This is a genomic window from Rosettibacter sp. KY25, assembly GCF_057554405.1.
Genome location: NZ_BAAJAO010000012.1, coordinates 25,128 through 49,873 on the forward strand (window position 1 = coordinate 25,128; position 24,746 = coordinate 49,873).

At 30.3% G+C, this 24,746-nt stretch carries 17 protein-coding genes; 14 read left to right on the top strand and 3 right to left on the bottom strand.

The genetic code is table 11. From position 1 onward, the window contains the following. Window positions 1-116: 116 nt before the first annotated feature. From AC27L2_RS08655 to AC27L2_RS08695, 9 genes are all read left to right on the top strand, one after another. A complete protein-coding gene (locus AC27L2_RS08655) occupies window positions 117-1,376 on the top strand; it encodes an RAD55 family ATPase (protein ID WP_487211370.1) in 1,260 nt (419 codons plus the stop codon). Next, window positions 1,376-4,471 (top strand): hypothetical protein, encoded by a 3,096-nt coding sequence (locus AC27L2_RS08660; RefSeq protein ID WP_487211371.1) that lies wholly within the window; start codon window positions 1,376-1,378, stop codon window positions 4,469-4,471. Before AC27L2_RS08655 ends, AC27L2_RS08660 begins: the two co-directional genes overlap by 1 nt. A 27-nt stretch (window positions 4,472-4,498) precedes the next feature. After that, window positions 4,499-5,746, top strand: coding sequence for an SGNH/GDSL hydrolase family protein (locus tag AC27L2_RS08665; protein ID WP_487211372.1), 1,248 nt, complete (start codon window positions 4,499-4,501; stop codon window positions 5,744-5,746). Window positions 5,747-6,013: 267 nt separating this feature from the next. Beyond that, window positions 6,014-7,438, top strand: a complete 1,425-nt coding sequence (locus AC27L2_RS08670) for a glycosyltransferase family 2 protein (RefSeq protein ID WP_487211373.1) — start codon at window positions 6,014-6,016, stop codon at window positions 7,436-7,438. Window positions 7,439-7,457: 19 nt separating this feature from the next. After that, window positions 7,458-7,952, top strand: coding sequence for a hypothetical protein (locus tag AC27L2_RS08675; RefSeq protein ID WP_487211374.1), 495 nt, complete (start codon window positions 7,458-7,460; stop codon window positions 7,950-7,952). After that, a complete protein-coding gene (locus tag AC27L2_RS08680) occupies window positions 7,943-9,841 on the top strand; it encodes a hypothetical protein (RefSeq protein WP_487211375.1) in 1,899 nt (632 codons plus the stop codon). The genes AC27L2_RS08675 and AC27L2_RS08680 overlap by 10 nt, the downstream gene beginning before the upstream one ends. Before the next feature lie 34 nt (window positions 9,842-9,875). Continuing rightward, on the top strand, window positions 9,876-11,141 hold the full coding sequence (locus AC27L2_RS08685; RefSeq protein WP_487211376.1) for a fibronectin type III domain-containing protein: 1,266 nt from the start codon (window positions 9,876-9,878) through the stop codon (window positions 11,139-11,141). Between the two features lie 12 nt (window positions 11,142-11,153). Then, window positions 11,154-14,249 carry a PAS domain S-box protein gene (locus AC27L2_RS08690; protein WP_487211377.1) on the top strand — a complete coding sequence of 1,032 codons (3,096 nt, stop codon included), beginning with the start codon at window positions 11,154-11,156 and terminating at the stop codon, window positions 14,247-14,249. Window positions 14,250-14,312: 63 nt separating this feature from the next. Beyond that, complete coding sequence (locus AC27L2_RS08695; protein WP_487211378.1) at window positions 14,313-14,816, top strand: methylated-DNA--[protein]-cysteine S-methyltransferase; 504 nt, start codon at window positions 14,313-14,315, stop codon at window positions 14,814-14,816. Window positions 14,817-14,855: 39 nt separating this feature from the next. On the opposite strand, the gene AC27L2_RS08700 is transcribed toward AC27L2_RS08695, so the two are convergent. Next, window positions 14,856-16,184, bottom strand: a complete 1,329-nt coding sequence (locus tag AC27L2_RS08700; RefSeq protein ID WP_487211379.1) for an MFS transporter — start codon at window positions 16,182-16,184, stop codon at window positions 14,856-14,858. A 200-nt stretch (window positions 16,185-16,384) separates the two neighbouring features. Here AC27L2_RS08700 and AC27L2_RS08705 point away from each other — a divergent pair, with 200 nt between their 5' ends. Together AC27L2_RS08705 and AC27L2_RS08710 are read left to right on the top strand one after the other, a co-directional pair. Further along, complete coding sequence (locus tag AC27L2_RS08705; RefSeq protein ID WP_487211380.1) at window positions 16,385-16,966, top strand: acyltransferase; 582 nt, start codon at window positions 16,385-16,387, stop codon at window positions 16,964-16,966. After that, window positions 16,963-18,129: a DegT/DnrJ/EryC1/StrS family aminotransferase gene (locus AC27L2_RS08710; protein WP_487211381.1), complete on the top strand. Its 1,167-nt coding sequence runs from the start codon at window positions 16,963-16,965 to the stop codon at window positions 18,127-18,129. The genes AC27L2_RS08705 and AC27L2_RS08710 overlap by 4 nt, the downstream gene beginning before the upstream one ends. 59 nt (window positions 18,130-18,188) lie before the next feature. On the opposite strand, the gene rbp is transcribed toward AC27L2_RS08710, so the two are convergent. Together rbp and glmM are read right to left on the bottom strand one after the other, a co-directional pair. Next, a complete protein-coding gene (gene rbp / locus AC27L2_RS08715) occupies window positions 18,189-18,458 on the bottom strand; it encodes an RNA-binding regulator (protein ID WP_487211382.1) in 270 nt (89 codons plus the stop codon). Between the two features lie 179 nt (window positions 18,459-18,637). Beyond that, the gene (glmM, locus tag AC27L2_RS08720) at window positions 18,638-19,987 is read right to left on the bottom strand and encodes a phosphoglucosamine mutase (RefSeq protein ID WP_487211383.1); all 1,350 of its coding nucleotides are present in this window, start codon (window positions 19,985-19,987) and stop codon (window positions 18,638-18,640) included. Between the two features lie 114 nt (window positions 19,988-20,101). On the opposite strand from glmM, the gene AC27L2_RS08725 reads away from it, so the two are divergent. The 3 genes from AC27L2_RS08725 (at window position 20,102) to AC27L2_RS08735 (ending at window position 24,726) form a co-directional block, all read left to right on the top strand. Beyond that, entirely contained in the window at window positions 20,102-21,724 is a 1,623-nt protein-coding gene (locus AC27L2_RS08725) for a sensor histidine kinase (protein ID WP_487211384.1), read from the top strand. 182 nt (window positions 21,725-21,906) lie between these two features. Further along, window positions 21,907-22,608 carry a lipoyl(octanoyl) transferase LipB gene (gene lipB, locus AC27L2_RS08730; RefSeq protein ID WP_487211385.1) on the top strand — a complete coding sequence of 234 codons (702 nt, stop codon included), beginning with the start codon at window positions 21,907-21,909 and terminating at the stop codon, window positions 22,606-22,608. A gap of 45 nt (window positions 22,609-22,653) precedes the next feature. Beyond that, on the top strand, window positions 22,654-24,726 hold the full coding sequence (locus tag AC27L2_RS08735; protein ID WP_487211386.1) for an alpha-ketoacid dehydrogenase subunit alpha/beta: 2,073 nt from the start codon (window positions 22,654-22,656) through the stop codon (window positions 24,724-24,726). Window positions 24,727-24,746 lie beyond the last annotated feature (20 nt).

The following is a 24,746-nucleotide window of genomic DNA, read 5'->3' on the forward strand; positions in this document are numbered from 1 at the left end:
TGGAGCAGAAATTTCATTTTAAGAAAAATTATTTTATTCTATATTCATTTTTAGAATATAATTGATATTTTTAGTGGCATGTTAATTGGCTATTATTAAAAAAATTAGGATTTGCCATGCTCAGTTCTGTTAAAAAAGTTCCGTCAGGATTTTCTTTTATTGATAAAAATTGGGGCGGTGTTTACAGGGGAGGAAGTTATTTATTAATTGGTCCAAGAAAATCCGGCAGAACATTAATCGGTTTGCAGTTCGCACTTGAAAATGCAAGAAGCGGAGAGACATGTGTTTATTTTACTATCATGCGTCCTAAAGATTTAATGATTCAAGCAGCTTCAATTAATTTTGATATTCAATCTTACATGAACCAAAATTTAATAATTGTAGTTAGAGTAGCCCCACCGAATGAAATTTATGATATGTATAACCCTGATGATTATCTTGTAGAATATTTCAATGATATAATTACAGTTATAAATCAATATAATCCAACAAGAATTATTTTTGATGAAATTACTCCTTTTGTTGGTTTTAAAAATCTGGATTATTTAAGAAACACATTTCTCCATACAATTGAATCAATTGAAGAAAGAGATATCACAAGTTTATTTATAATTAGTGAACCAGCTACTCAAAAAGCTCATTCAATTGTTGAAGGATTATCACAATTCGTAACTGGATTAATTCAGTTGAAAAAAGAATCAGGCAAAGAAAGATTTCATGGAGGAATTGTAACAATTACGCCTAATGTCGGGCATACAGAAGGTGAGTTTAGTTCAGAATATAGAATTGTTCCAAATAAAGGTGTAACTACAGAATTTACAAAAGAAACTTATCCAACTGAAGAATATGATAATATTTATACTAAAACAAAAACAAGAAATTTCACTGCACCAACTAAAGTTGAAATCCCATCTGAACCTTATGCATTTTCTAATGTCTATAACTATCAAGATTTCTTATTAATACTTAACAATCAAATTGCTCTTTATAAAAGCACAGGACAAACATTTAATCTCGTTTCAATAAGATTAGACCCAGTTGCACAAGTAAGAGGGTTACTATCAATTAATCAATTGCAAAATGCTGTAAGATTATCAACAAGTAAAAGAGATAAAATTTGTGTCATAGAAAATAAAATTCTTGTGTTATTAGTAAAGGGGAGTTTGAAAAGCGTTGTTGATTTAATTACAAATGTTCAGAATAATTTACCAAGCAGCGATCCTGCATACTTAACTGCGGTTCTTGATTACATTACAATCTTTAATACAACTATTGATGAAAGATTTGAAAATGCTGAATCGATGATGGAATATGTTTTATCAGCAGAGACTTCATCAACGCATGCTTATCAGCCTTTAAATAAATTTATAGGGTAATGATTTACCGTGTTAAAATATTTTTTACATCTTTATTCTTAATCACATCAATTTTATATCCTCAAATAAAATCTGATGGTTTAAAGCGTCAAGCTCAATTTTTGATGAAGGAAGGAAGATACGGCGAAGCAATTGACCAGTTAAACAAATTTATTTCTGCAAATCCTCAACTTGCTGAAGGTTATCATCTTAGAGGACTTTGTTATGAAAAAACAATACAATATCAATATGCAGTGCTTGATTTAAGAAGGGCTGAAAGACTTGACCCCAAAAATGAACAAATAAAAATAGATTTGAATCGAGTTATTGCAGTTTGGCATCAACAGCTTTATCAAAAAATTGAAGGGCATAAAAGAGACATTGCAATCGACCCAAATTATCCATTCAATTATCTTGAAATTGGCAAAGCTTACAGATGGCTTGAAGAGTGGGATAATGCCGAACAATGGTATGATGAATATTTGAAAAGGGATGATAATGCCTCGCCAGATGAAATAATTAGATATACAGAAATTCTTGCTAAAACTGGTTCAATCACAAAAGGTGAAAGAATTTTGAAAAAATATGTAGAACGATATCCTGACGATTGGAGATTATGGAGCCGTTATGGTTATTTTACACTTTGGTTAGGGAAGTATAAAATTGCAGAAAATGCTTTTCAAAAAGCACTTGATATAAAACCTTTTTTTAAGGAAGCTCAGGACGGATTGGATATAACAAGAAATCAGGCATATTTGCTTCAATATCAACCAAGGTCTTTTGAATATGTTTATCCAATCGATAGATATTATAGAGAGTTAAAACGAAATCCAAATGACGATAAAATTAGATTTGCTTTAATTAAGGAATTAATCTCAGCCAATCGATATGAAGAAGCATTCCAGCAGCTTCAATATCTTCAAAACAAATATGCTGATGATGAGGAATTTAAATCTCTTTATCAAAAAGTAACTGCGTATCGTGACAGCACTTACAACTCAAATATCGAACTTTATACGGGAATGCTAAAAGAAAATCCTAATAACAAAGAAGCTGTTATTAAACTCGCTCAAACTTATGCAAATCTTCTTTATTATGATAATGCAATTGAAGTATTAACTGAATATCTTAAAGATAAACCTGAAAATGAAGATCTTGATGTAAGGTTCTTATATGCAAAATATTGTGCATGGAATTATGAGTGGGAAAAAGCAATTGCACAAATTAACAAACTTTTGGAACTTGACCCGGAAAATTTAGATTATCAATTATTAAGAGCTCAAATTGCAGTGTGGACAGTTCTTGATTTAGACCTTGCAGAAAAATATTTATTGAATGTAATTAAAAGTAGACCTAAAGAATTGCCTGCATATTTGTCGCTTGTGTCTTTGTATGCATGGAAAAAGAATTTTCCGGAAGCAAAAAAGTACCTTGACATTGCAAAAGAAATTGACCCAAATAATCCAGAAGTTGTTAGTGCAGAAAGTAATTATGAACTTCATTTATCTGCTTATGAAGAAATAAAAGTATTTGAAATTCGTGCTGAAGCTGAAAAACTTTTTATGGAAGGAAATTGTAGTGATGCAAGAACTAAATATGAAGAATATTTTTCTAAAAGAACTGGACCATCGAGAGATGAATTAATCGAATATGCAAATATTTTAACATGCGCAGAAGATTATCCCAAAACAATTGAAATATATGATAAACTGCTTTCAGAAGAATTTGATTTTAAAATTGCACTCCAACGAGCTAATGCTTATTTCCTTAACAAAGATAGCTTAAAAGCAGTTGAAGAATTAGAAAAATTAAGCAGAATTGATTCAATCGATATTAATTCAAAAATGGATTTAGCAAATGCATTTAGCATTGTGGGATTACCTGGCAAAGCTGATTCAATTTATCAATCACTGAAAGATAGTCTAAAAACACCGGAAGAACTAAGTCTTCTTGATGAAAAACTAATCACATTAGGAAGCTCTTACATAAAAACAAAAGAATTAGACCGTGCAGAAAAAATATTTAATGAATTATTGAAAAAGATTGATGATGAAGCAATGATAAAAAAAATAAATCAGCAAAGATTATATCTTGCAGATGCATATGCAATGCAGAACAGATGGGGTAAAGCTGAGGATATTTATGATGATTTGCTTGAGGTGACTAAAGATACATCAGATATAAAAATTATTAAGCAGCGGTTAAGCTGGATTCCGCCTTATGGTTTTAAAAAAGGAATTTATGTTATTAAAAATATTTTAATCCCGACGAATATTGGCTTATCGCCATTTTCAAATTTTTATGGTGATAATCAAAGTTTTAGATTATGGAGTTATGGCTTAAACATGGATGGAGGATTTATTGGATTTTTAAGTCTTGGCGGTTCATATCAAAACGTAAGAATTAACAATAAAATTGTTACAAAAGATTTTAATGCATTAAAAGGAATTTTATCATTATACATAATAAAAAATTTATCAGCTTCGCTTAGCTATGGAATCTTAAATATTCTTGGAGAAAAAAATAAAAATATTGGAACTGCCACTATTAAATATGAAAAACAGGACGAATTATTGTTGAGTGGATATTATGAAAATAACGATGCAAGATTAATTTTGTATTCACCTTATCTAATGAATACAAGATTGAAAGCTGAGCTCTACAGAATTAATGCCTCTTATCTTCATAACAATCAGCTGCAGTTTATAATTAATTATAGTTATTATAATGTGTCAGATAAAAATGAAGGCAATGATTTGCTCTTGAGAGTTGGAAGAAAATTTTTTGAGAACGGTATTATTGGATATGAATACTACTTTGCAGATTTTGCTTACGTTTCTTCTTTATACTATTCTCCCCAAAATTTTATTTCTCACAGTCTCTGGGGTGAATATAAATGGCTTCATAAAAGCGGGTTGAAATTAAATTTATTTGGAAAAATTGGTTATGTACCTGCAATTGATTTTTTTGTGAGCGAATATTTTATCGATGCGACTTATAGTCCTATAAAGAATTTGAATGTTAACGGAAGAGTGGGTTTTTCCAATAGCTATCGTTTCGATTCTGTCTATCAATCGTTTTCAACATCTTTTTCATTATACTGGAATATTTTTTAATTTATTTTCTAAACAGAAAGGGTTTATATGTTGAATAAATTCTTAATTGTCGTAATATTAATTCTAATCTCACTGAACACTTATGCAATTGATAATTACTATTTTAAAATTTTTGATGCAGAAGAAAATACAGATAACACATTTGTATCGTCACAAAAAACATTAGGTAAATTTGTCCCACTGAGCGGGAATGTAGAACAACTGAAATATTTTTTTAATGCACTAAAGAATTCTAAAAATCAAGTTATTAGAATTGCACATTATGGCGACTCTTTAATTCAAGGTGATATTATTACAGAATATTTAAGAGAATATTTTCAAGAAAAATTTGGTGGCAAAGGAATTGGATATTTATCGATTGTATCGAATGACATTAAAATGAGAACAAGCATCAATCATTCTTATTCTGATGATTGGACTTATGCATCAATTATAACAAGAAATCCAGATAATTTACCTCTTGGTATAAGCGGAGCCGTTGCAATTCCTAAAGTCAACAGCTGGGTTAAATATGAAACCACAGATAATCTAAAATCTACAAATAGTTTTAATATAGTTAAAATTTATTACAGCAATGCAAAGAATTCTGTTATTCAATACAGAATTAATAACGGTAAAGCTGTTGATGTAAGTTTAGAAGAAGGAAATTCTCTCAAAGAATTAAGAATAGATTTGAATGTTGCTGGAAAATCTTTTGAAATGAAATTTATTTCCGGCAAAGCTCCATACATTTTTGGAGTTAGTTTAGAAAGTGGAAACGGTGTTTATGTTGATAATTTCCCAATGCCAGGAAATTCAGGTGTATCTTTGTTAAATATTTCTGAAAATGTATTGAAAGATTTTAAAAAATATTCTGAATACTCATTAATCATCTTAACATATGGTGCAAATGTTAATGCACCAAACAAAGAAATCTTTAATTATTATGAAAATAAAATGATTTCAGTTATAGATTACTTAAGAAAATGTTTTCCAAATGCAGGTATAATACTGGTTGGAGTTGGTGACAAGACAATGAAAATTGGGAATAAGTTTATTACTAATCCAGATGTATCACTTTTACTTTCAGCACAAAAACGAATTGTTGATAAATCAAAAATTGCATTCTGGAATTTATGGGAAGCAATGGGTGGTCAGAATTCAATGAGTGAGTGGGTCAATTCAAATCCTCCAATGGCATTGAAAGATTTTTCTCATTTTACTCAAACTGGCGGCAAAAGAGTAGCTCAACTTCTTTTTGATGCAATAATGGATGCATTCAATAAAGAAAAATAAATTTGTAAATATTATCATTATTCACTTACGAACTAATTTCATTCACTTACACCAATCTTTTAAGTTCTTCTAATAACTTATTTCCTTGCAATAGTTTAAATAATCAATTATATTCAACTGCCAATTGTATGAATATGAGGCAGCTTAGCTTAATGTGTATTTTGTTGAGATAATAAGAAAATCTTTTTATTTGAAAATTGAGTGAAATAAAAGTTTTTTAGCTGGCACTTGTTTTGTTTATTAATCTATGCTAATAATAGATTTTTTATGGACAAAGATTTATTAAAATATCAGATTGCCTTAGATAATCGTGAGCTAAAACCTCCAAAGAGAAACGAAGCTAAGGAAAAATTAAGAACTATAATTGTATCTGGTTTTTTGTCTGTATTATTGATTATCACAATTATTGTAACAATGCCTCTTACTATTTTGACCTGGAGCGGATTATTTGTTTATTCATCCATAGTTTCACTTGTTATTTTCTTGTTTGTGCTTTTGTTTAGATATTTTGGAATTTTGTTTATGGCATATTTTTATAATACAAGATATACGGTTCTTAGCAAGCCAGGTTATTATCCATTTGTATCGATTATTGTCCCAGTTTATAATGAAGGGAAAATATTAAAGAATTCAATTGAATCACTTCTTAATCTTGATTATCCTAATTATGAAATTATTATAGTTAATGATGGCTCAACTGATAATACAGCTGAAGTTGGGGAATCACTAGTAGGCTACCATAAAGGAAAAACAAGTTTGGTAAAAATTTCTTTAATCAATAAACCAAATGGTGGAAAGGCTAAAGCATTAAATGCAGGCATTCAATATTCTGAAGCACAATTTGTTTTATGCATGGATGGAGATTCTCAATTAACACCTGATACTTTACGAGCAGCTATGAGACATTTTGTTGACCCGACTGTTGGAGCTGTAGCCGGCAATGTAAAAGTCCAAAATAGAAAAAAAATTTTAACAGATTTACAGGCGCTTGAATATTTAGAAGGATTAAATCTAGCAAGAAGTGCACAGGGATTTTTACAGATGGTGAATATAATTCCAGGACCAATTGGAGTTTTTCGAAAAACAGCATTACGGGATGCTGGCTTTTATTCAAGCGATACTTATGCAGAAGATGCAGATATAACACTTAAAATACTTGCTAAGGGCTGGAAAATTATTTATGAGCCTAATGCTATAGCTTATACAGAAGCACCGGCTACAATTTATCAGCTCTTGAAACAAAGATACCGCTGGACGCGTGGAATTTTGCAGGCAATTCGAAAACATAAAAGATATTTATATAATCCAACACTTAACTTTGGGAATAGTTTTATCTTATGGTCAATGTTTTATGAAGCTTTAATCTGGCCCGCAATGAATATCTTTGTTAATCTTTACTTCATAATTATTGCATTGATTTATGGAATTCATATTACTTTGTTTTTATGGTGGGTTGGTATAGCAGTTCTCGATTTAATGTCTGCAGTATATTGTGTAGCAGCTGAAAGAGAAGAATTTCGCTTGGTCCCATTTGCAATTATTTACAGGATATTTTTTATTTTGCTGATAGATGTAACAAAAGCAATGGCAACTATAGAAGAATTTATAGGAATCAGAATGACATGGGGAAAATTAGAAAGAATAGGAACACCGGCTTTAGAATCAACACAAGGTATCAAAGCATTTAAGTAATATTTTATGAGGTAGAAAAATGGAATTAATTCCAATATTATCATTAATAATTCTCGTTGCCACAGTTTCGACATTTATTCTGGCAGTAGGTGCATATATTCTATATAAAGTGAGAGAAAGAAAAGGAATAACAGCTCAGGCTCCACAACCAGCTGCTATACCTGCAGAATTAATTGCACCCGCTCCGTTAGGAGCAGAACAAAGAGCCGCAGCTCCTGGTAGAAGAACCTATGAAGTTGTTCAACCTCAACAAGAATTTGGCTATGAATATCAGAGACCTTCTCCTTATGAACAAGAAGAATCAAAAGGTCCTGAACTGCGCCCAACCTTTGTTGGCTCATCTCCTCGTCAATATCAAGGTGAAGAATTTCAACGCAGAACAGATGAACAAATTTCAGGTTCAGTGGCAGAACGCTTTTCTCCAAAAAGAAAATTTGTTAGGTATACAGGTGAAGGTTATGAAGAACCTGTTAAACAAGAGAAAAAACAAGAGGATAATCTTAGGTGGCGGTAATTGAAAACAGAGGTTTGAGAGTTAATTATTTGATAATCTTTTTAAGTGGTCTTGTCCTTCTTATTACAGGAATACTCGTTTTTTTGCTTATTGTAAAAAATATTTATGGAAGTTATGAACTAAAAGAAATACTACCTACCAAAGAAAACTTAAAATTAATCAGCGGTGATTTAAAAACTAAAAAAGTTGCAATTCTCTATTCTCAATACACAGAAAATATGTTGCCTGCCGGCAGCACTTGGCTTAAAGATAATATTGATACTTGGAAAAGATTTATTAAAAATTCCAAAATGAATTATGATATTATTTCCGACCAAGTAATTGAATTAGGTGAACACTTAGATTACAAATTAATTGTTCTTCCAGGCTCCAAATCTTTGAGCGATAAACAACTTGTTCAGTTAAAAAAATATTTAGAAAATGGTGGGAGTTTATTTGTAACTGGTGGACCAGCAACTTATTCTGACGAGGGCAAATGGCGCGGCTGGGATTTTTTCACAGAAGTATTTGGCTTAAAATTCAATAAAGAAATTAAACCAGAGGAAACTTATAAAGTCCATACACTAAGAGGAAATTTACCACTTACTGCTGGAATACCTACAGGTTATGCTCTTAAAATTGCAACATGGGATAGACCAATTTATGCTGAAGTTCTCGAACCTCGCACAACTCAAGTTAGTTTCTGGTATGATTTCAGAAGAGAAGCGGGATTGGTTCGAGAAGAAATTCAAAAAAGTGCTGGAATTGCATACGGAACTTATGGAAAGGGAAGATTTGTCTGGTTTGGATTTGAATTGAATTCAGTTTTAGGAGTTCAAAAAGATTTTGTTTACTTCGAAAAATTATTTAATAATTCTTTGAACTGGTTAACTTATCAGCCTACTGCCTATGTAAAAGATTGGCCCCTTGATTATGATGCTGCATTAATCTTTATTCCAACTTTAACACAAAATATTAGTAATATAAATCTTCTAAAAAACATAATTGATTTGAAGCAATTTCCTGCAACATTTTTTGTTGACCCAAATTTAGCTGCTAAAAATGCTAATCTTATAAAATCACTGGCTAAACTTGGGGATATTGGTGCTATAGTTGATATCGGTTACATAGAATCACCAGAAGATACAGTGAACGAACTTTTTAATAAAGAAACTCAATTTCTAAACTTAAAGATTGCCAAAGATACTTTGCAAAAAATTTCTGGTAAAGAAGTTAAAGCTATTATGCCATTGTATGGTTATTATAATGATAATACACTTCAAGCTATGGCAGCATATAATATTGATTTTCTTGTAACTGATTCTCTTACTGATAGGTCTGTTCCGGAAATGAGAGTAAGAAATAATAAACAAATTATGATAATTACTAAAACTGCAAGAGATGATTATGAAGTAGTCAAAAAATATGGGCTTACGAATGTTGATTTTCAAAGATATACTTATGAGGAAGATGTTGATAGAATTTTATTTGAAGGCGGATTATATGTTTTCAAAGTTCATACAGAATATCAACTACAACCTGATTATATTTCGGTTGTGAGAGATATTTTAAGATATGCAAAAAGTAAAAAAATGTGGATAACTACACTTTCAGAACTTCAATCATGGTGGAAAAAACGTCAGCAAGTAGAAATTCGATACGAAGCAAGAAGCAAAAGAAGAATTTCTGTTGAATTCACTAATCCAAGCGACATAAAAGCAGAAAATCTTGTTGTTGAAGTAAATCTGAACAAAAAAGTTAAGAACATTGATATTTCTACAGATATCATTAATACTCCAATTCCCAAATACGAAATAAGCAAAGATGGACAAGTTATTAATTTTTATCTCGATAAAATGGAGCCGCACGAAACTCGCTCTTTACTTATAGATTTTGAAAACGTAGATTGAATATTGAAAGAAATTTTAGTTAAAATAAAATGCTATGAAAGATTTTCTTCAAAATATTTTTATACAAAATAAGACAATGCACATATTGGCTGCTTTGTTTTTTGTTGCAATGATTTTTATTAGCTGTGTTGAGCCTTTAACTGATTCATCACAAAGTGCAACACCTACAATAGAAATTATAAAACCTGTTACTGGTGATTCTGTAATGATTGGAAAGAATGAGGTTGATTATAAAGCAGCAGATGGAACAGGTGGACAAGGTTTATCATTTTATGAAGTTTATGTAAATGATAAATTCACAAAAAAATATGTTCAAAATGATGACGGCACCAATCCTAAAATTTATCTTGAAATTGATTCTACATTATTAGGAAGCAGAATTAAATATTTTATAAAAGTATACAATAAAGCCGGTAAAGCTAAGGAAAGCAAAGTTCAAGAAAATATTTATGTCAAGGATAAACCTCCAGCTGCCCCTTCAAACTTGATAATTAAAAAAACAAGTGATTATTCAGCAACATTATTATGGAATGATAATTCGAATAATGAAAAAGGTTTTGAACTATGGCGTAAAGATGGCGGAGGAGGAACTTATAGAAAAATTAAAACTCTTCCTGCGAATACAATCAGCACAATTGACGACGGAATTTCTCCATTTGTAGATTATTTTTATAAAGTAAGAGCTTTTAATGATACGGGCACTTCAGATTTTAGCAATGAAGTTGGAACTTCAAGTTTGCCTGGCGGACAATGGAATCTTCAAGCAGAAGCCATTGGTGCAAGTTTAGTAATTTTGAAATGGAACGACTTTGCTGTAAATGAACTCGGATTTAAAATTGAAAGGACAAATCCTTATACAAATAACTGGGAAGTAATTGATATTGCAGCTCCAAATCAAACTGAATATGAAGACAGTAATGTTCAACCAAGCACAGCGTATAAATACAGAGTAGCATATTTTACCTCAAATTCAATAAGTGGATATTCAAATGAAGCATCAATATCAACATTTTATACCGATGTAGAAGGTCCAACAAATCTTACTGGATATTATTCATCAGGAGTAATATTGCAGTGGACAAATAATGATAAATTGCAAATAGCCAAAGGAACAATAATCGAAAGAAAGATTGGCAGTGATGGTAAATTTAATGAAATCAGCACAATCGAAGCCGACGCAACTACATTTAATGATAGTAATGTTCAATCCGGCAAAACTTATTATTACAGAGTACGACAAAAATTAGCTAACAGAATTTATACACCATATTCCAATACAATTTATATTTCAATACCTTGATTGGTTTTTAGAATGGAAGAATTGAGACATAGCAAAACATCATCAAAAGTTCATAAAGAACTTTTGAATATGATAATAGATAAGAATGGAAAGATAATTGCATTAAATCCAGCAATCAGAAAGATTATTCCTGATGCTGTCCCTCAAAAAAATCTTTTTGATTTATTTGACGAAGAAACTGTAATATCACTTCAAAGAATATTTTTGGATGCTCGCAAGTATGAGATAACAGGAAGAGATTTTGTTGAAATCAAAACAGGTGATACAAAAATTACTTATGAGTTTGTATTTTCACCTCTTAAAAGCGAAAGCAACATTTATTTTTATGTTGATATTTTAGAACAAGAGCAAACTGATTATAAACAAAATGTTGATAAATTTTTTATTGCAACTTCTGAAATTGAAAAAATTTGCAGCGATAAAAAAATACATTCCATAATTAACAGAATTAAATTAACCTTTCCATTCACTTTCATTGAAAAAGCAAAAATTCAGAAAGAAATAAATGAAATTGATGAATTTTTCTGGTTAAAAGACCCTGCTGGTAAATTTATATTGATTAATGAAAAATATGCCTCCTCGCTTGGTTTTACTTCATCACAACTCGAAAATAAAAGAGAAGAAGATTACCTGCCAAAATATTTAGTGCCTCTTTATCATAACATAAATAATTACATTTTAAATTCATCTAATGCTGTAATTATCGAAGGAAGTACCCCGGTTACAAGCAGCTCAAATAGAAATATTAGCATAATTCAATTTCCTATATGTGACCTTGAAAATAAAGTTGTAGCTATTATCGGTTTCTCACAAGAAACTGAAAGGAAAGTTAAACCTTCTGAAAATTTCATTGGTGACTTATTAATTAAAAATTTACCTGTCCCTGCTTTATTCTTAAATCCAGATAATGTTATTGCCTCATTTAGTGATAGTTTTTTATCATTTTTCGAAGTCAAATCAGATATATTGAATAAAACTTTATTACAAATATTTCCCAAAGATTTTACTGAACAGATTCATAATTATATTTTATCACCTCAAAAAAATGCTTTGAAATTTCAATACAAATTTAGTAATGATGAAAAACATAGTTCAGAAATTACAGCTCAAAAAATATTTTCAGAAGGAATCTTATCAGGCACAATTATATTATTTATCAAAAAAGAAGTAAGTGAGATTTCTCCTGCACAACAACCCAATGTAATAGATTCCTTAATGCAAAATATTTCTGAGGCAATGTACATTTATGATTTAGAGAATTTAAAATTTCTTGAAGTGAATGATTCTGCATTAAAGTTGTATGGTTATAAGCGAAATGAATTTCTTAATATGGATTTAACAGATTTATTTGCTCCAGAAGATATTCAAACATTAATACAAAGCAGCGAAAGCAAAACTTCAATCTCTTTGTCAGGTCCTTGGAGACACAAAAGAAGTGATGGGTCTTCGATATTAATAAATATTAATCGAATCCCAATCGATTATAAAAATAAAAAAGCTCATCTCAACATAGTTAGAGATGTTACCAAAGAATATGAAGAAAAGAAAAGAATTCAGCTTTTTCAAAGTGTTTATGAAAATACAAGCGATCTAATTATTACTACAGATAGAGATGGGTTTATAATTGATATTAATGATAATGTACCTAGAAAAATTGGTTATTCTAAAAAAGAATTAGAGTCAAGACCGCTTATTAGCCTCGTATCTGATGAAGATAGAGCAAAGGTTAATAAAAGTATTTTTCATTCTGGAATTCTAAAACCAATTACACTTGAAGTAAACTTAAAGAGACAATCCGGAGATTTTAGTAAAGCAAATTTCATTGCTGTGCCAATAAAAAACTATCAGGGAGAAATAGAAAGTTATTCAATTTTAATTAAGATAATAGAGGAGCCAGCAAGGGAGCAAGAAATAAAACAATTAGGTGAACCAGCTGCTGGAATTGATTCTGCTTTTCTTTCAAGTATGTTCCATGAAATATTAACTCCATTAAATGTAATTATTGGGTTTACTCAAGAATTATGGGAAAGCATAGGTTCTCCTTCAAATGAACAAAAGGAAGCTATTGATATTATTAAAGATAACCAGAAAATTCTAATGCAAATTATGGATAATGCTATTGAGTATTCAGGTTTACTTCAAAAAGCTGTTAAATTAAAACCCGAGCAAATTAATCTTGCAGCAATATTAGAGGAAATTAAAAATAATCTGATTAAAGAAATAGAATCGAATAAAAAGGAAATAATTTTTGATAAAATTTCATCTCAGTTAGAATTTGAAAGCGATAAGCAAAAATTCATTACATTAATTGGATTAATAATAAAATTTGCTTTAAGCATTACAAAGGAAACTAGTTTATTTATTTCTACTTATGAAAGAGATATTAATAACTTAGTAATTGCAATTAGAGATACAAAAAATTCTATTAATCCTTTGTTATTAAAAGGAATGACAGAAGTATTTTCTGAAGAAGAAACAACAAGTCGAAGGAATTACGGCTTTTCAAGATTTTCAATGAGATTAGCTAAAAAATTAATTGAACTACTTTCCATAAATATTGAAACTATAAAAAAAGATGGGAATGATTATGAATTTGCTTTAGTATTTCCGAAAAAATTTGTTTTGAAAGAAAATATTGGTATCGACCTTGAAAAACCTGTTATATCAGAACAAAAACCAGTAATACAAGCAGCTGAAAAAATTGAAAAACCAAAAGAAAAAGTGCAAAAAGAATTGGATTTATCTCAGCTTTCCTGTTTGTATTTAGAGGACCAGATTGATTCACAGATTTTATTTAAAAGCCAAATGAAAGAACTAAAAAGCATAGAGGTTGCTCCGAGTTTGGAAGCAGCTATGCCACTATTAAAAACAAAGAGATTTGATTTTTTGATTATTGATATAAATCTTCAAGGTGAATATAACGGTCTTGATGCATTAAGGATAATTCAAAAAATCCCTGGTTATAAAAATGTTCCTATGATTGCCTCAACAGCTTATATGCAGCCTGGAGCAAGAGATAATTTTATAGCAGCAGGATTTACTGATTTCATATCAAAACCGCTCCTCAAAGAAAAAATTGTTGAAATTTTAAAAAGAATTTACCAATAAATCTCTTTTTAGTATTTTGCTTGCGAATTAAAACTATTTACAAATTTTACCAACGAGAACAATATGACAAACAAATATATTGCATATTATGATTCTCCTATTGGTAAAATTAGAATTACTGCTGATGAAGATTCCATTACAACTCTCTACTTTATTCTTGAAATGGATGGAATAGAATTGGAACCAATGTTGATTAATGAACCATTAGAAAAATGTCTTGAACAACTTGACTTATATTTCAAAGGAGAGCTGAGAGAATTTGATTTGAAGCTTAATCCCTCAGGAACTGAATTTCAAAAAAAAGTATGGAATGAAGTATTAAAAATTCCTTACGGCAAAACAAAATCATATCTTGAATTATCTCAAATGTTGGGAAATGAAAAATCTATTAGAGCAGTAGCAAGAGCAAATGGAGAAAATAAAATTGCAATAATCATTCCCTGTCATAGAGTAATTGGTTCTGATAAGAGTTTAACAGGTTATGCTGCTGGAATCTGGCGAAAAAAATGGCTTTTAGACCATGAAGCAGCTGTTGTAAGTAATGAACGGCAGCTGAGTTTATTCTAATATTATCAAAAAATTTTTTTCAAAAAATTATTTCATTGATTAAACTTGTTCAATTTTTTTTGAAGCTTTTATAGCCAGTTTATTATAAATGAGCATTAATATTGTTGCAAGTAATCCAATTCCTGCCATAATTAGAAAAATAATTTGTGGTTGATGTTTTATAGTAGAAAAAGTTTGATATACCCAGCCACCAAAAGCACCACCGAAACCCCATGCAATTGCAATTGGCAAGAATGCATATCCTTGAAAAAGTGCTGCTTGACCCTTTGGTGCTAAATCTGCAACATATTCATAAAATCTTGGTGCTTGAGTCTGCTCTCCAATTGAAAAAATAAAAATTCCAAGAACAATTACAGGAATGCCCATTGGAATTTTTGTCCCAAATAAATCAATGAAATTGCCATTTGTTAATGGTAAAATAAAAAACCAAATTATCCAAGAAGTAGTTGCAAGTATAAAACCAATAATAATTGCTTTTTGAGTTGAAATGTTTTTTGTTAATCTGTTAACAGGAATTTGAAACAAAATAATAGTCCATGCCCCAGTAGATAAAATTAATTCTATTGGAGCCTGAGATGAAATATAATCTGAAATATAGAATGGAATAACAATAAAAAATTGCCAAAATAAGACCCAGTATAATCCAAATATTAAAAGAAATGTGATGAATCTAAAATTTCTCAATACTTTGAATAAATTAATAATCACAGTTTTTAATTCCTGCTTAGAATTTTCTGACTGAGCTGGAGGATTTTTGTAAAAAATTCTTGTTGTTAAAAACATTAATCCACAGCTGATTGCAGAAACTAAATATACGAATTCAATTCCAAAAATATCTCTAACAAAAAATGCAAGAAGGGGACCAATAGCCGCTCCAATATTAACAAGCCAATAATAAATTGCATATCCAAGTGATTTTGTTTCGTTGGTAGTACTTAAAGCTACGGTTCCTAATACACTTGGTTTAATGAATGAGCCGCCAATTGCTGTGAAAATTAAAATTACTGCAAGAAGCCAGTATAAATCTATATTAGAATAGATACCTGAAAAAATATTCATCCCAGTTGAACCAATTAAAAAATATCCTATTGCTAAAACGCCAAATGCAAATGAAAATGCCTTCTTGAATCCAAACTTATCTGCTAATGCACCAGCAAAAATTGGGAGTAAATAAATTAATCCTCCAAAAATTGATGAAAGCTGCCCAGCTTGCAATTCACTGAATTTTAGGTGGTCTCTTAAAAAAATGCTTAATATTGTTGCCTGTCCATAATAGGCAAGCCTTTCAAATAGTTCCATTCCATTTGCAACCCAGAATGATGGATGAAAACCTTCTTTGAGTTTTTGAACTGATGCTGTTAAGTTCATAATATTAACCTTATATTGATTAATAACTTTATAATGAAAGCAAATTTATATTAATTCAAATAAATAATAAAAACTTTTTTATTTCATTAATTTTACGGAAGAAATTCAATTAGTTCAGATTTGCTATTACAAGGCAGTCTGATTAAGTTTAACTGTCAATTTATTTATTAGTATAAAATAAAAATAAATCAATAGAAACTATGAAATACTTCAAACATGAATCCGCATACATTGATGATAATGTAGAAATTGGAGAAGGAACTAAAATCTGGCATTTCACACACATTCAATCTGGGGCAAAAATTGGCAAATACTGTGTCTTGGGTCAGAATGTTAATATTGGAAATAATGTTACAATAGGTGATTATGTTAAAATACAAAATAATGTTTCTGTTTATGAAGGTGTAACACTTGAAGATTATGTTTTTTGTGGACCTTCAATGGTGTTTACAAATATTATTAATCCCAGAAGCAAATATCCTCAAAAAGGGAGTGAACATTACATTAAAACTCTTGTAAAGTACGGTGCAACACTTGGTGCAAATTGCACAATTTTGTGCGGCATTACAATTGGAAGATTTGCATTCGTTGGAGCTGGTGCAGTTGTAACAAAAGATGTTCCTGATTATGCTTTGGTTGTTGGTAATCCTGCAAGAATAGTTGGATGGATGAGCGAAGCAGGAGAAAAATTAGTGTTTGATAATAATGGTTTTGCTTTTTGTAAAAAATCAAATAAAAAATATCAACTTCAAAATGGAATTGTAGTGGAGGTAAATTTATGAAAGTTCCTTTGCTGGATTTAAAACCACAATATCAGTCAATTAAAAAAGAAATTGATGAGGCTGTTCAAAGAGTAATTGATTCTCAATACTTTATCATGGGTCCTGATGTTGCTTTGCTTGAAGAAGAAATTTGTAAGTATCTGAATTGTAAATATGCTGTCGGAGTTTCATCTGGAACTGATGCATTGTTGTTAGCTTTAATGGCACTTGATATAAAAGCTGGTGATGAAGTGATTGTGCCAACTTATTCATTTTTTGCAACTGCTGGTGTTGTTGCAAGATTAAATGCAGTTCCAGTTTTTACAGATATTGACCCTGTTACATTTAACATTAATCCTTCCGATTTAAAAAAGAAAATCACATCAAAAACAAAAGCTATAATTCCTGTTCATCTATTTGGTCAAAGTGCAGAAATGGATGAGATATTAGAAATTGCAGAAAAGTATAATTTGAAAATTATTGAAGATGCTGCACAGGCAATTGGCACTCAATATAAGGATGGAAAATTTGTTGGCACAATTGGAGATGCTGGATGTTTCTCTTTTTTCCCGAGTAAAAATTTAGGAGGGTTTGGAGATGGTGGTATTATTGTAACAAATAACGAAGAATATTATCATAAAATGAAAATTATGCGTGTTCATGGAATGGAGCCCAAGTACTATCACAAATATGTTGGGGGAAATTTTAGATTGGATACACTTCAAGCTGCTGTGTTAAGAGTTAAGTTGCCTCATCTTGATATGTGGTCAGAAAAGAGAAGACAAAATGCCACTTTGTATACAAAATTATTTATTGATTCAAATCTTGCTGAAGAAGAAGGGAAAATTTCATTTGATGAAAAGAATAGAGTTTTACTTCCAAAAGCTGTTTACAAAAATTCAGGTGTGAAGAATTATCACATTTATAATCAATTTGTAATTCGTGTTCAAAGAAGAAATGAATTAATGGATTATTTGAAAAAGAAAGAAATTGGATGTGAAATTTATTATCCTGTTCCATTTCATCGTCAGGAATGCTTTAATTATCTTAAGTATGATGATAATGATTTCCCAGTTGCAAATACAGCAGCAGAAACTTCTTTAGCATTACCAATTTATCCTGAGCTTTCAAGTGAGCAAATTAATTATGTTGTTGAGACAATTAAGAATTTTTTTGTGAGGTGACATTATAAAAAAGAGGCTGATTTATTGATTAGTCTGTTAACAGCCTCTTTCATTAAATTTTATCTTCGTCCCCTACTTTTTCTATCGCGTCTTGGACGAGCTTCGTTTACAACAATCTTTTTCCCCTTTATTTCATAGGTATTTAATTGTTCTATTGCTTTTTCAGCTTCACTTCTGTTGTTCATTTCAATAAATCCAAATCCTTTAGATTCTTGAGTGAACATATCACGAATAATTTTTACACTACTGACTTTGCCGTAATTGCTAAAAATATTTTCTAAGTCAGCATCTGTTACTTCAGATGATAAATTTCCAACATAAATATTCATTGCTTTACTCCTTTATGTGATTTTAGAAAATCCAATCTATAATAGGCAATCACTAAAAACAGATAAGCTTAATATAGAATTGTAAAACGCAGGCTTAATACTTTGGATTAATTAACCAAATTATTTTTTAAGCATTTGAAAGGTAATGTTAATTTTATGTAAATACAAATTTTGTTTTATTAAAGTAAATTAATCTCATTTAGATATTTTTCTGATAAACTTTCTGCTTCTTTTTTTGTTTTTGCTTCAACTATGCATCTTATTATTGGCTCTGTGTTTGATTTTCGGAAATGAACCCAGTGGTCATCAAAATCAATTCTTAATCCGTCTTCCTGATTAATTTGGTATGAAGAATATTTTTCGGCAAGCTTTGATATAACTTCATCTCCATTTCGATTTCCAAGTTCAATTTTTTTCTTTGAGATGAAATATTGAGGCAAAGAATTTTTTAATTCACTTAATGTACCACCAAATTCAAGTAAATGCTGAAGCAGGATAACAGTTCCAACCAGTGCATCTCTTCCAAAGTTGATTTCAGGAAGAATTACTCCGCCGCTTCCTTCACCACCAATTACAGCACGAACCTCTTTCATTTTTTTAACTACATTTGCTTCTCCAACTGGAGAACGAAAAACTTTACAACCATAACTTTTTGCAACATCATCAACTGCTCTTGTTGTAGATAAATTTACTACAACATTTCCTTTCTTTTTGGATAAATAAAATTTCACAGCTTGTGTAATGGTATTTTCTTCATTAAAAGGTTCTCCCTTTTCTGTTATTAGAACCAATCTGTCAACATCAGGGTCAACAACAATTCCAAATTCAGCTTTATATTTTTTAACTGCTTTCATTGTGGATTTTAAATTTTCTGGAATTGGTTCTGGTAATCGAGGAAAGATTCCATTTTTTTCACAATTAATTTCAATTACTTCACAGCCAAGTTTTTTAAGTAAAAGAGGCATTGAATATGCACCAGCTCCATTAACACAATCTAAAACAACTCTGAATTTTCTTTTACGAATTTTAGATAAGTTTATGTAGTCCATTTTTAATACGGCTTCAATATGATTCTTTAACCCCTCATCATACTTGACTATTTTCCCTAATCTGTTCCACAAAGAATATTTTTTTTGGGATTCTTCAATTAAGCTTAGCATAGCTGTATTTTCTTTTGGACTTAAAAATTCTCCTTTGCGGTTTATTAATTTTAATGCATTCCATTCGTTTGGATTGTGACTTGCAGAAATTTGAATTCCTCCAGATGCTTTTAAATTTCTTACATTGAATAAAACAGTTGGAGTTGGGCATATTCCAATGTCAATAACATCATTTCCTTTGGCAATTAATGTTCCGACAACAATATTTTTAACCATTTCACCAGAAATTCTTCCATCACTTCCAAGAACTATTTTACCTTTGCCACAAAATTCTGCAAAGGCAGAAGTATATTTAACAATTGTCTGCGGGTCTAAACCCTCGCCGATTATACCGCGAATTCCCGACACACTTACCATTAAAGTTGGCATAGAATCTCCATTTGCTTTAATCAAATTTACTTAATTCTATTGAGCTGTTAAAATTAAGCTATAAAAAAAATAAATTTTTTCGATAATAAATCGTAAAAGTATGCAGGTTGAATAATGAGTAATTCCACAATTACAGACTCAAAAATAATTAGTGATAAAATACCTGAAAGGCTTGATTACAAAAATCTGCTTGTTTCCTTAATGGATATCAATAATGATTTTATCTGGTTTATTGATAAAAACTTTCGACTAATTTTATTCAACCAGAATTTTAGAGAATTCTTTTCAAAAAGATATTCCAAAGAAATTAATATTAACGATGACTTTCTTTCAATTATAGATAATAAAGAAAGAAAACAATGGGAAGATAGTATTATTCTTGCTCTGAATGGAGATAAGTTTTCCATAGAGTATTCTTTTGATAATTACCAGAATGATTATTATAGAATTTATTTCAATCCTGTTAGAAATAGTGAAGAGGAGATAACAGGCGTTTCAATTTTTGCTCAGAATATTTCTGAAAGCAAACTTGCTGAAGAACAAATGCTAAAAAGTGAAATGCTTTCCCAATCAATTTTGGCAACTTCTCCAGATGGTATTGTTACAACAGAATTAGATGGAACAATTTCTTTTGCTTCAGATAAGTTTATGGAAATGGTTGGTAATGTATCAATTGAAAGTTTGTTTGGGAAAAAGTTAAGTGAATTTGTTTTTCAGGATGATTTAGAAAGATTTACAGAAAATCTTAAAAGTTTGTCTGAAGGAAAACATTGCACTTCTTACACTTTTAGATTGAAGCGTAATGACAATTCATTTTTTTATGTTGAATCAAAAATTGATGTTATTCGTAATGAAGAAAATAAACCAATTCTAATATTGTTTATAATGAGAGATATAACTGACCGCATCGAAGCAGAAATTGAAAGAGAAAAATTATTACAGGATATTGCATACTCACGCGACCAAATTGAACAGGAAGCAGCTCGCTATGTTGAACTTAACAATCAGCTCTATGAATCAGAAAGAAAGCTGGAAGAATTAAATTCAGCAAAAGATAAATTGTTCTCAATCATTGGACATGATTTGAAAAATCCATTTATCACTTTGCTCGGATTTTCAGAAATTTTAGTAGAAGATTATAATGAATTGAGTGATGATGAAAAGAAAGAATATATTAAAACAATTTATAATACAGCACGAAATACACAAAAATTACTAGAGAATTTATTAAGCTGGGCACGAGCTCAATCTGGAAGGCTTCAAATTAATCTTGAACCATTGTCAATTAAAAATATTATTAAGGAAACTGTTGAACTTGTCAAACCTCAAGCTGAAAAGAAAAATATAAAAATTACTGTAAGCATGAACTCTTCGTTAATGGTTTATGCAGATAAAAATTTACTTGATACTATAATTCGCAATTTGCTTACAAATGCAATAAAGTTTACTGGTGAAAATGGTTCAGTAAAAATTATTACTAAAGATGAAGATGATTTTGTTAAAGTTTGTGTTGAAGATACCGGAGTTGGTTTAAGTGAAGATGATGTCAAAAAACTTTTTAGAATTGATGTTAATGTAAGAGAAATTGGGAACTCGACAGAAAAGGGAACAGGACTTGGATTAATTCTTTGCAAAGAATTTTGTGAAAAACAGGGAGGCAAAATTTGGGTAGAAAGTCAATTGGGCAAAGGAAGTAAATTTTATTTCACAGTTCCAATCTATCATCCTTCAAAATAGAATCAATTATTTACTTTTAATTTAATATCCATTCAAATTAATCTTATTGATTAATGAACAATTCTTATGAACTTCTTGTTAAGGAATCAGGATTTATTTTATTTTAGTATAGAATTAAGAAATAATGTTGATTTTTTTATAAAATTCATTGTATTCGGTTAAAAACAAAAAAGATTTTCAAAGTGAAATCAGAAAGAATTCTTGAATATTGCAATCTCGGATTTATTGATTATAAAGAAGCATGGGATTTGCAAAACAATATTTTTCAGAAAAGATTAAAAAATGAAATAGAAGATACACTCTTCCTTTTGGAACATAATCACACATATACTTTGGGAAAAGTTGCAAATCCAGACCACCTTTTAATTAATAATCGTCAATTAAATGAACTTGGAATAAAAGTTTACGAAATTGATAGAGGAGGTGATATAACTTATCACGGACCCGGACAAATAGTAGGATATCCAATTATAAAATTATCAAACTGGAAAGAAGATACTCATGAATACCTTCGTGCACTTGAAGAGGTAATTATAAATACATGTTCACATTATGGATTAAATGCAGAAAGAAATTCAAAATATACTGGAGTATGGATACAGGATAGAAAAATTGCTGCAATAGGAATTAAAGTAAGCCGATGGATAACAATGCATGGATTTGCTTTTAATGTTAATACAGACCTGAATTATTTTGGCGGAATTGTCCCTTGTGGAATAAGAGATTATTATGTTACATCATTGCAAAAAGAATTAAAGAATAAAATTGATATTGAAGAAACAAAAAAAATTCTACTTGATGAATTTGTAAAAGTATTTGGGTATTCTGATGTTATTGTTAAGAAGAAAGATTTTTATTTGTTAAAAGAAGAAAAAGTTGAATAAGTCCTAATCAGCCTATTATTTTCTAAAAAATTGGAAGGAAATTAAATGAATAAAAAAAATAATTCTGCTTTAGAAAAAAATGTTCTTGAAATTACAAATGAAGTTGAAACTCTAATACCCAAAGAAAATCTTTTAGATGCACTCCGATTAATGCTTTTATCCCGCGAAATCGATAATAAACAAATGACACTTATAAAGCAGGGTAAAGCATTTTTTCATATTGCTGGGGCAGGTCATGAGGCTGTTCAAATTGCATTTGGCAAAATGATGAATAAAGGAATTGATTGGGCTTATCCATATTACAGAGATTTAGCATTCGTACTTTCATTAGGCATAACACCTGAAGAGATTTTTCTAAATTTTCTTGCAAAAGCAGATGATTTAATGAGTGCTGGACGACAGATGCCTTCTCACTGGGCTTCGAAAAAATTAAATATACCTTCTCAATCAAGTCCAACAGGCACTCAGTATCTTCAAGCAGTTGGAACTGCTCTTGGATTAAAAAAGCTTAAAAAAGATGGAGTAGTTTATGTAAGCAGCGGCGAAGGGGCAACAAGTGAAGGCGAATTTCATGAAGCTGTAAATTGGGCAAGCCGCGATAAACTTCCAGTGATTTTTTTAATTGAAAATAACAAATGGGCAATTTCTGTTCCTGTTGAAAATCAAACTGCCGGCAAAAATGGTTCTATTTATGAAATGATGAAAGGCTACGAAAATTTATATCGAATTGAAGTTGATGGGACAGATTTTATCCAATCTTATCTTGCTGCACAAAAAGCTTTTGATTATGTAAGAAATGGTTTTGGTCCTGTTTTAGTTGAAGCTCATGTCGTTAGATTATTTTCACATTCATCTTCTGATGACCAAAAAAAATATAGACCAATTGAAATTCTTGATGAAGAATCCAAAAAAGACCCAATCAATATTTTATCAAATTTATTGGTGCAGAAAGAATTAATAACCGAAGAGTTTTTAGAAAATCTTAAAAATGAAATACATGAAGAAACTAATCGAGCTGCTGATTGGGCTTTAAAACAAGCAGAACCTAAACCAGAATCTGCAATAAAATTTGTCCTTGATGAATCAAACAGACGGAATGAGCTTGTTTATGAGAAGTCTGAAAATTTTTCTAAGAATATTGTTATGGTCGACGCAATTAATCATGCTCTGAAAGAAGAAATGGAGTTTAATGATAAAATTTTTCTTTTTGGTGAAGATGTAGCTGACCCCAAAGGCGGAGTATTTACAGCAACAAAAGGTCTATCAACAAAATTTGGGAATAACAGAGTTTTTAATTCTCCATTAGCTGAAGCAAGTATTGTTGGTGTTGCAATTGGAATGTCTCTCACAGGAATTAAACCATGTGTCGAAATTCAATTTGGTGATTACATCTGGCCCGCATTTATGCAGATTAGAGATGAACTTGTGATGTATCGTTATCGCTCAAATAATTTATTTGAAACTCCTGTGGTAATTCGTGTTGCAGTTGGTGGTTATATTCATGGTGGAATTTATCATAGTCAAAACATTGAAAGCTTTTTTGCACATATGCCTGGTTTATTAATTGCATATCCTTCTAATGCTGCAGATGCAAAAGGTTTGTTGAAAACCGCACTTAGATTAAATGACCCGGTTTTATTTCTTGAACATAAAGGTTTATATCGACAAAGTTATGCATCTTCGTTGGAGCCAGATACAAATTATCTCTTGCCATTTGGGAAAGCAAAAATAATCAAGGAAGGAAATGATTTGACAGTTGTAACTTATGGTGCAATGGTTCATGAATCAAACTTTGCCGCAAAAAAATTAGAACAGGAAGGTTATTCAATTGAAATTATTGACATAAGAACAATTCAACCACTTGATATTGAAACAATATTTAACTCTGTTAAAAAAACAGGTAAAGTAGCAGTTATTCACGAAGATACATTAACAGCCGGCTTCGGAGCAGAAATTTCTGCATTGATAGCAGAAAATTGTTTTGAATATCTTGATGGTCCAGTAAAAAGAATTGCAGCTAAAGATGCTCCAATACCATATTCATCTATTCTTGAAAAATTTATCCTTCCAGATAAAAATAAAATTTACGAAGGTCTCAAAGAATTATTAACTTATTAATCATATTTCATTTAATTAAT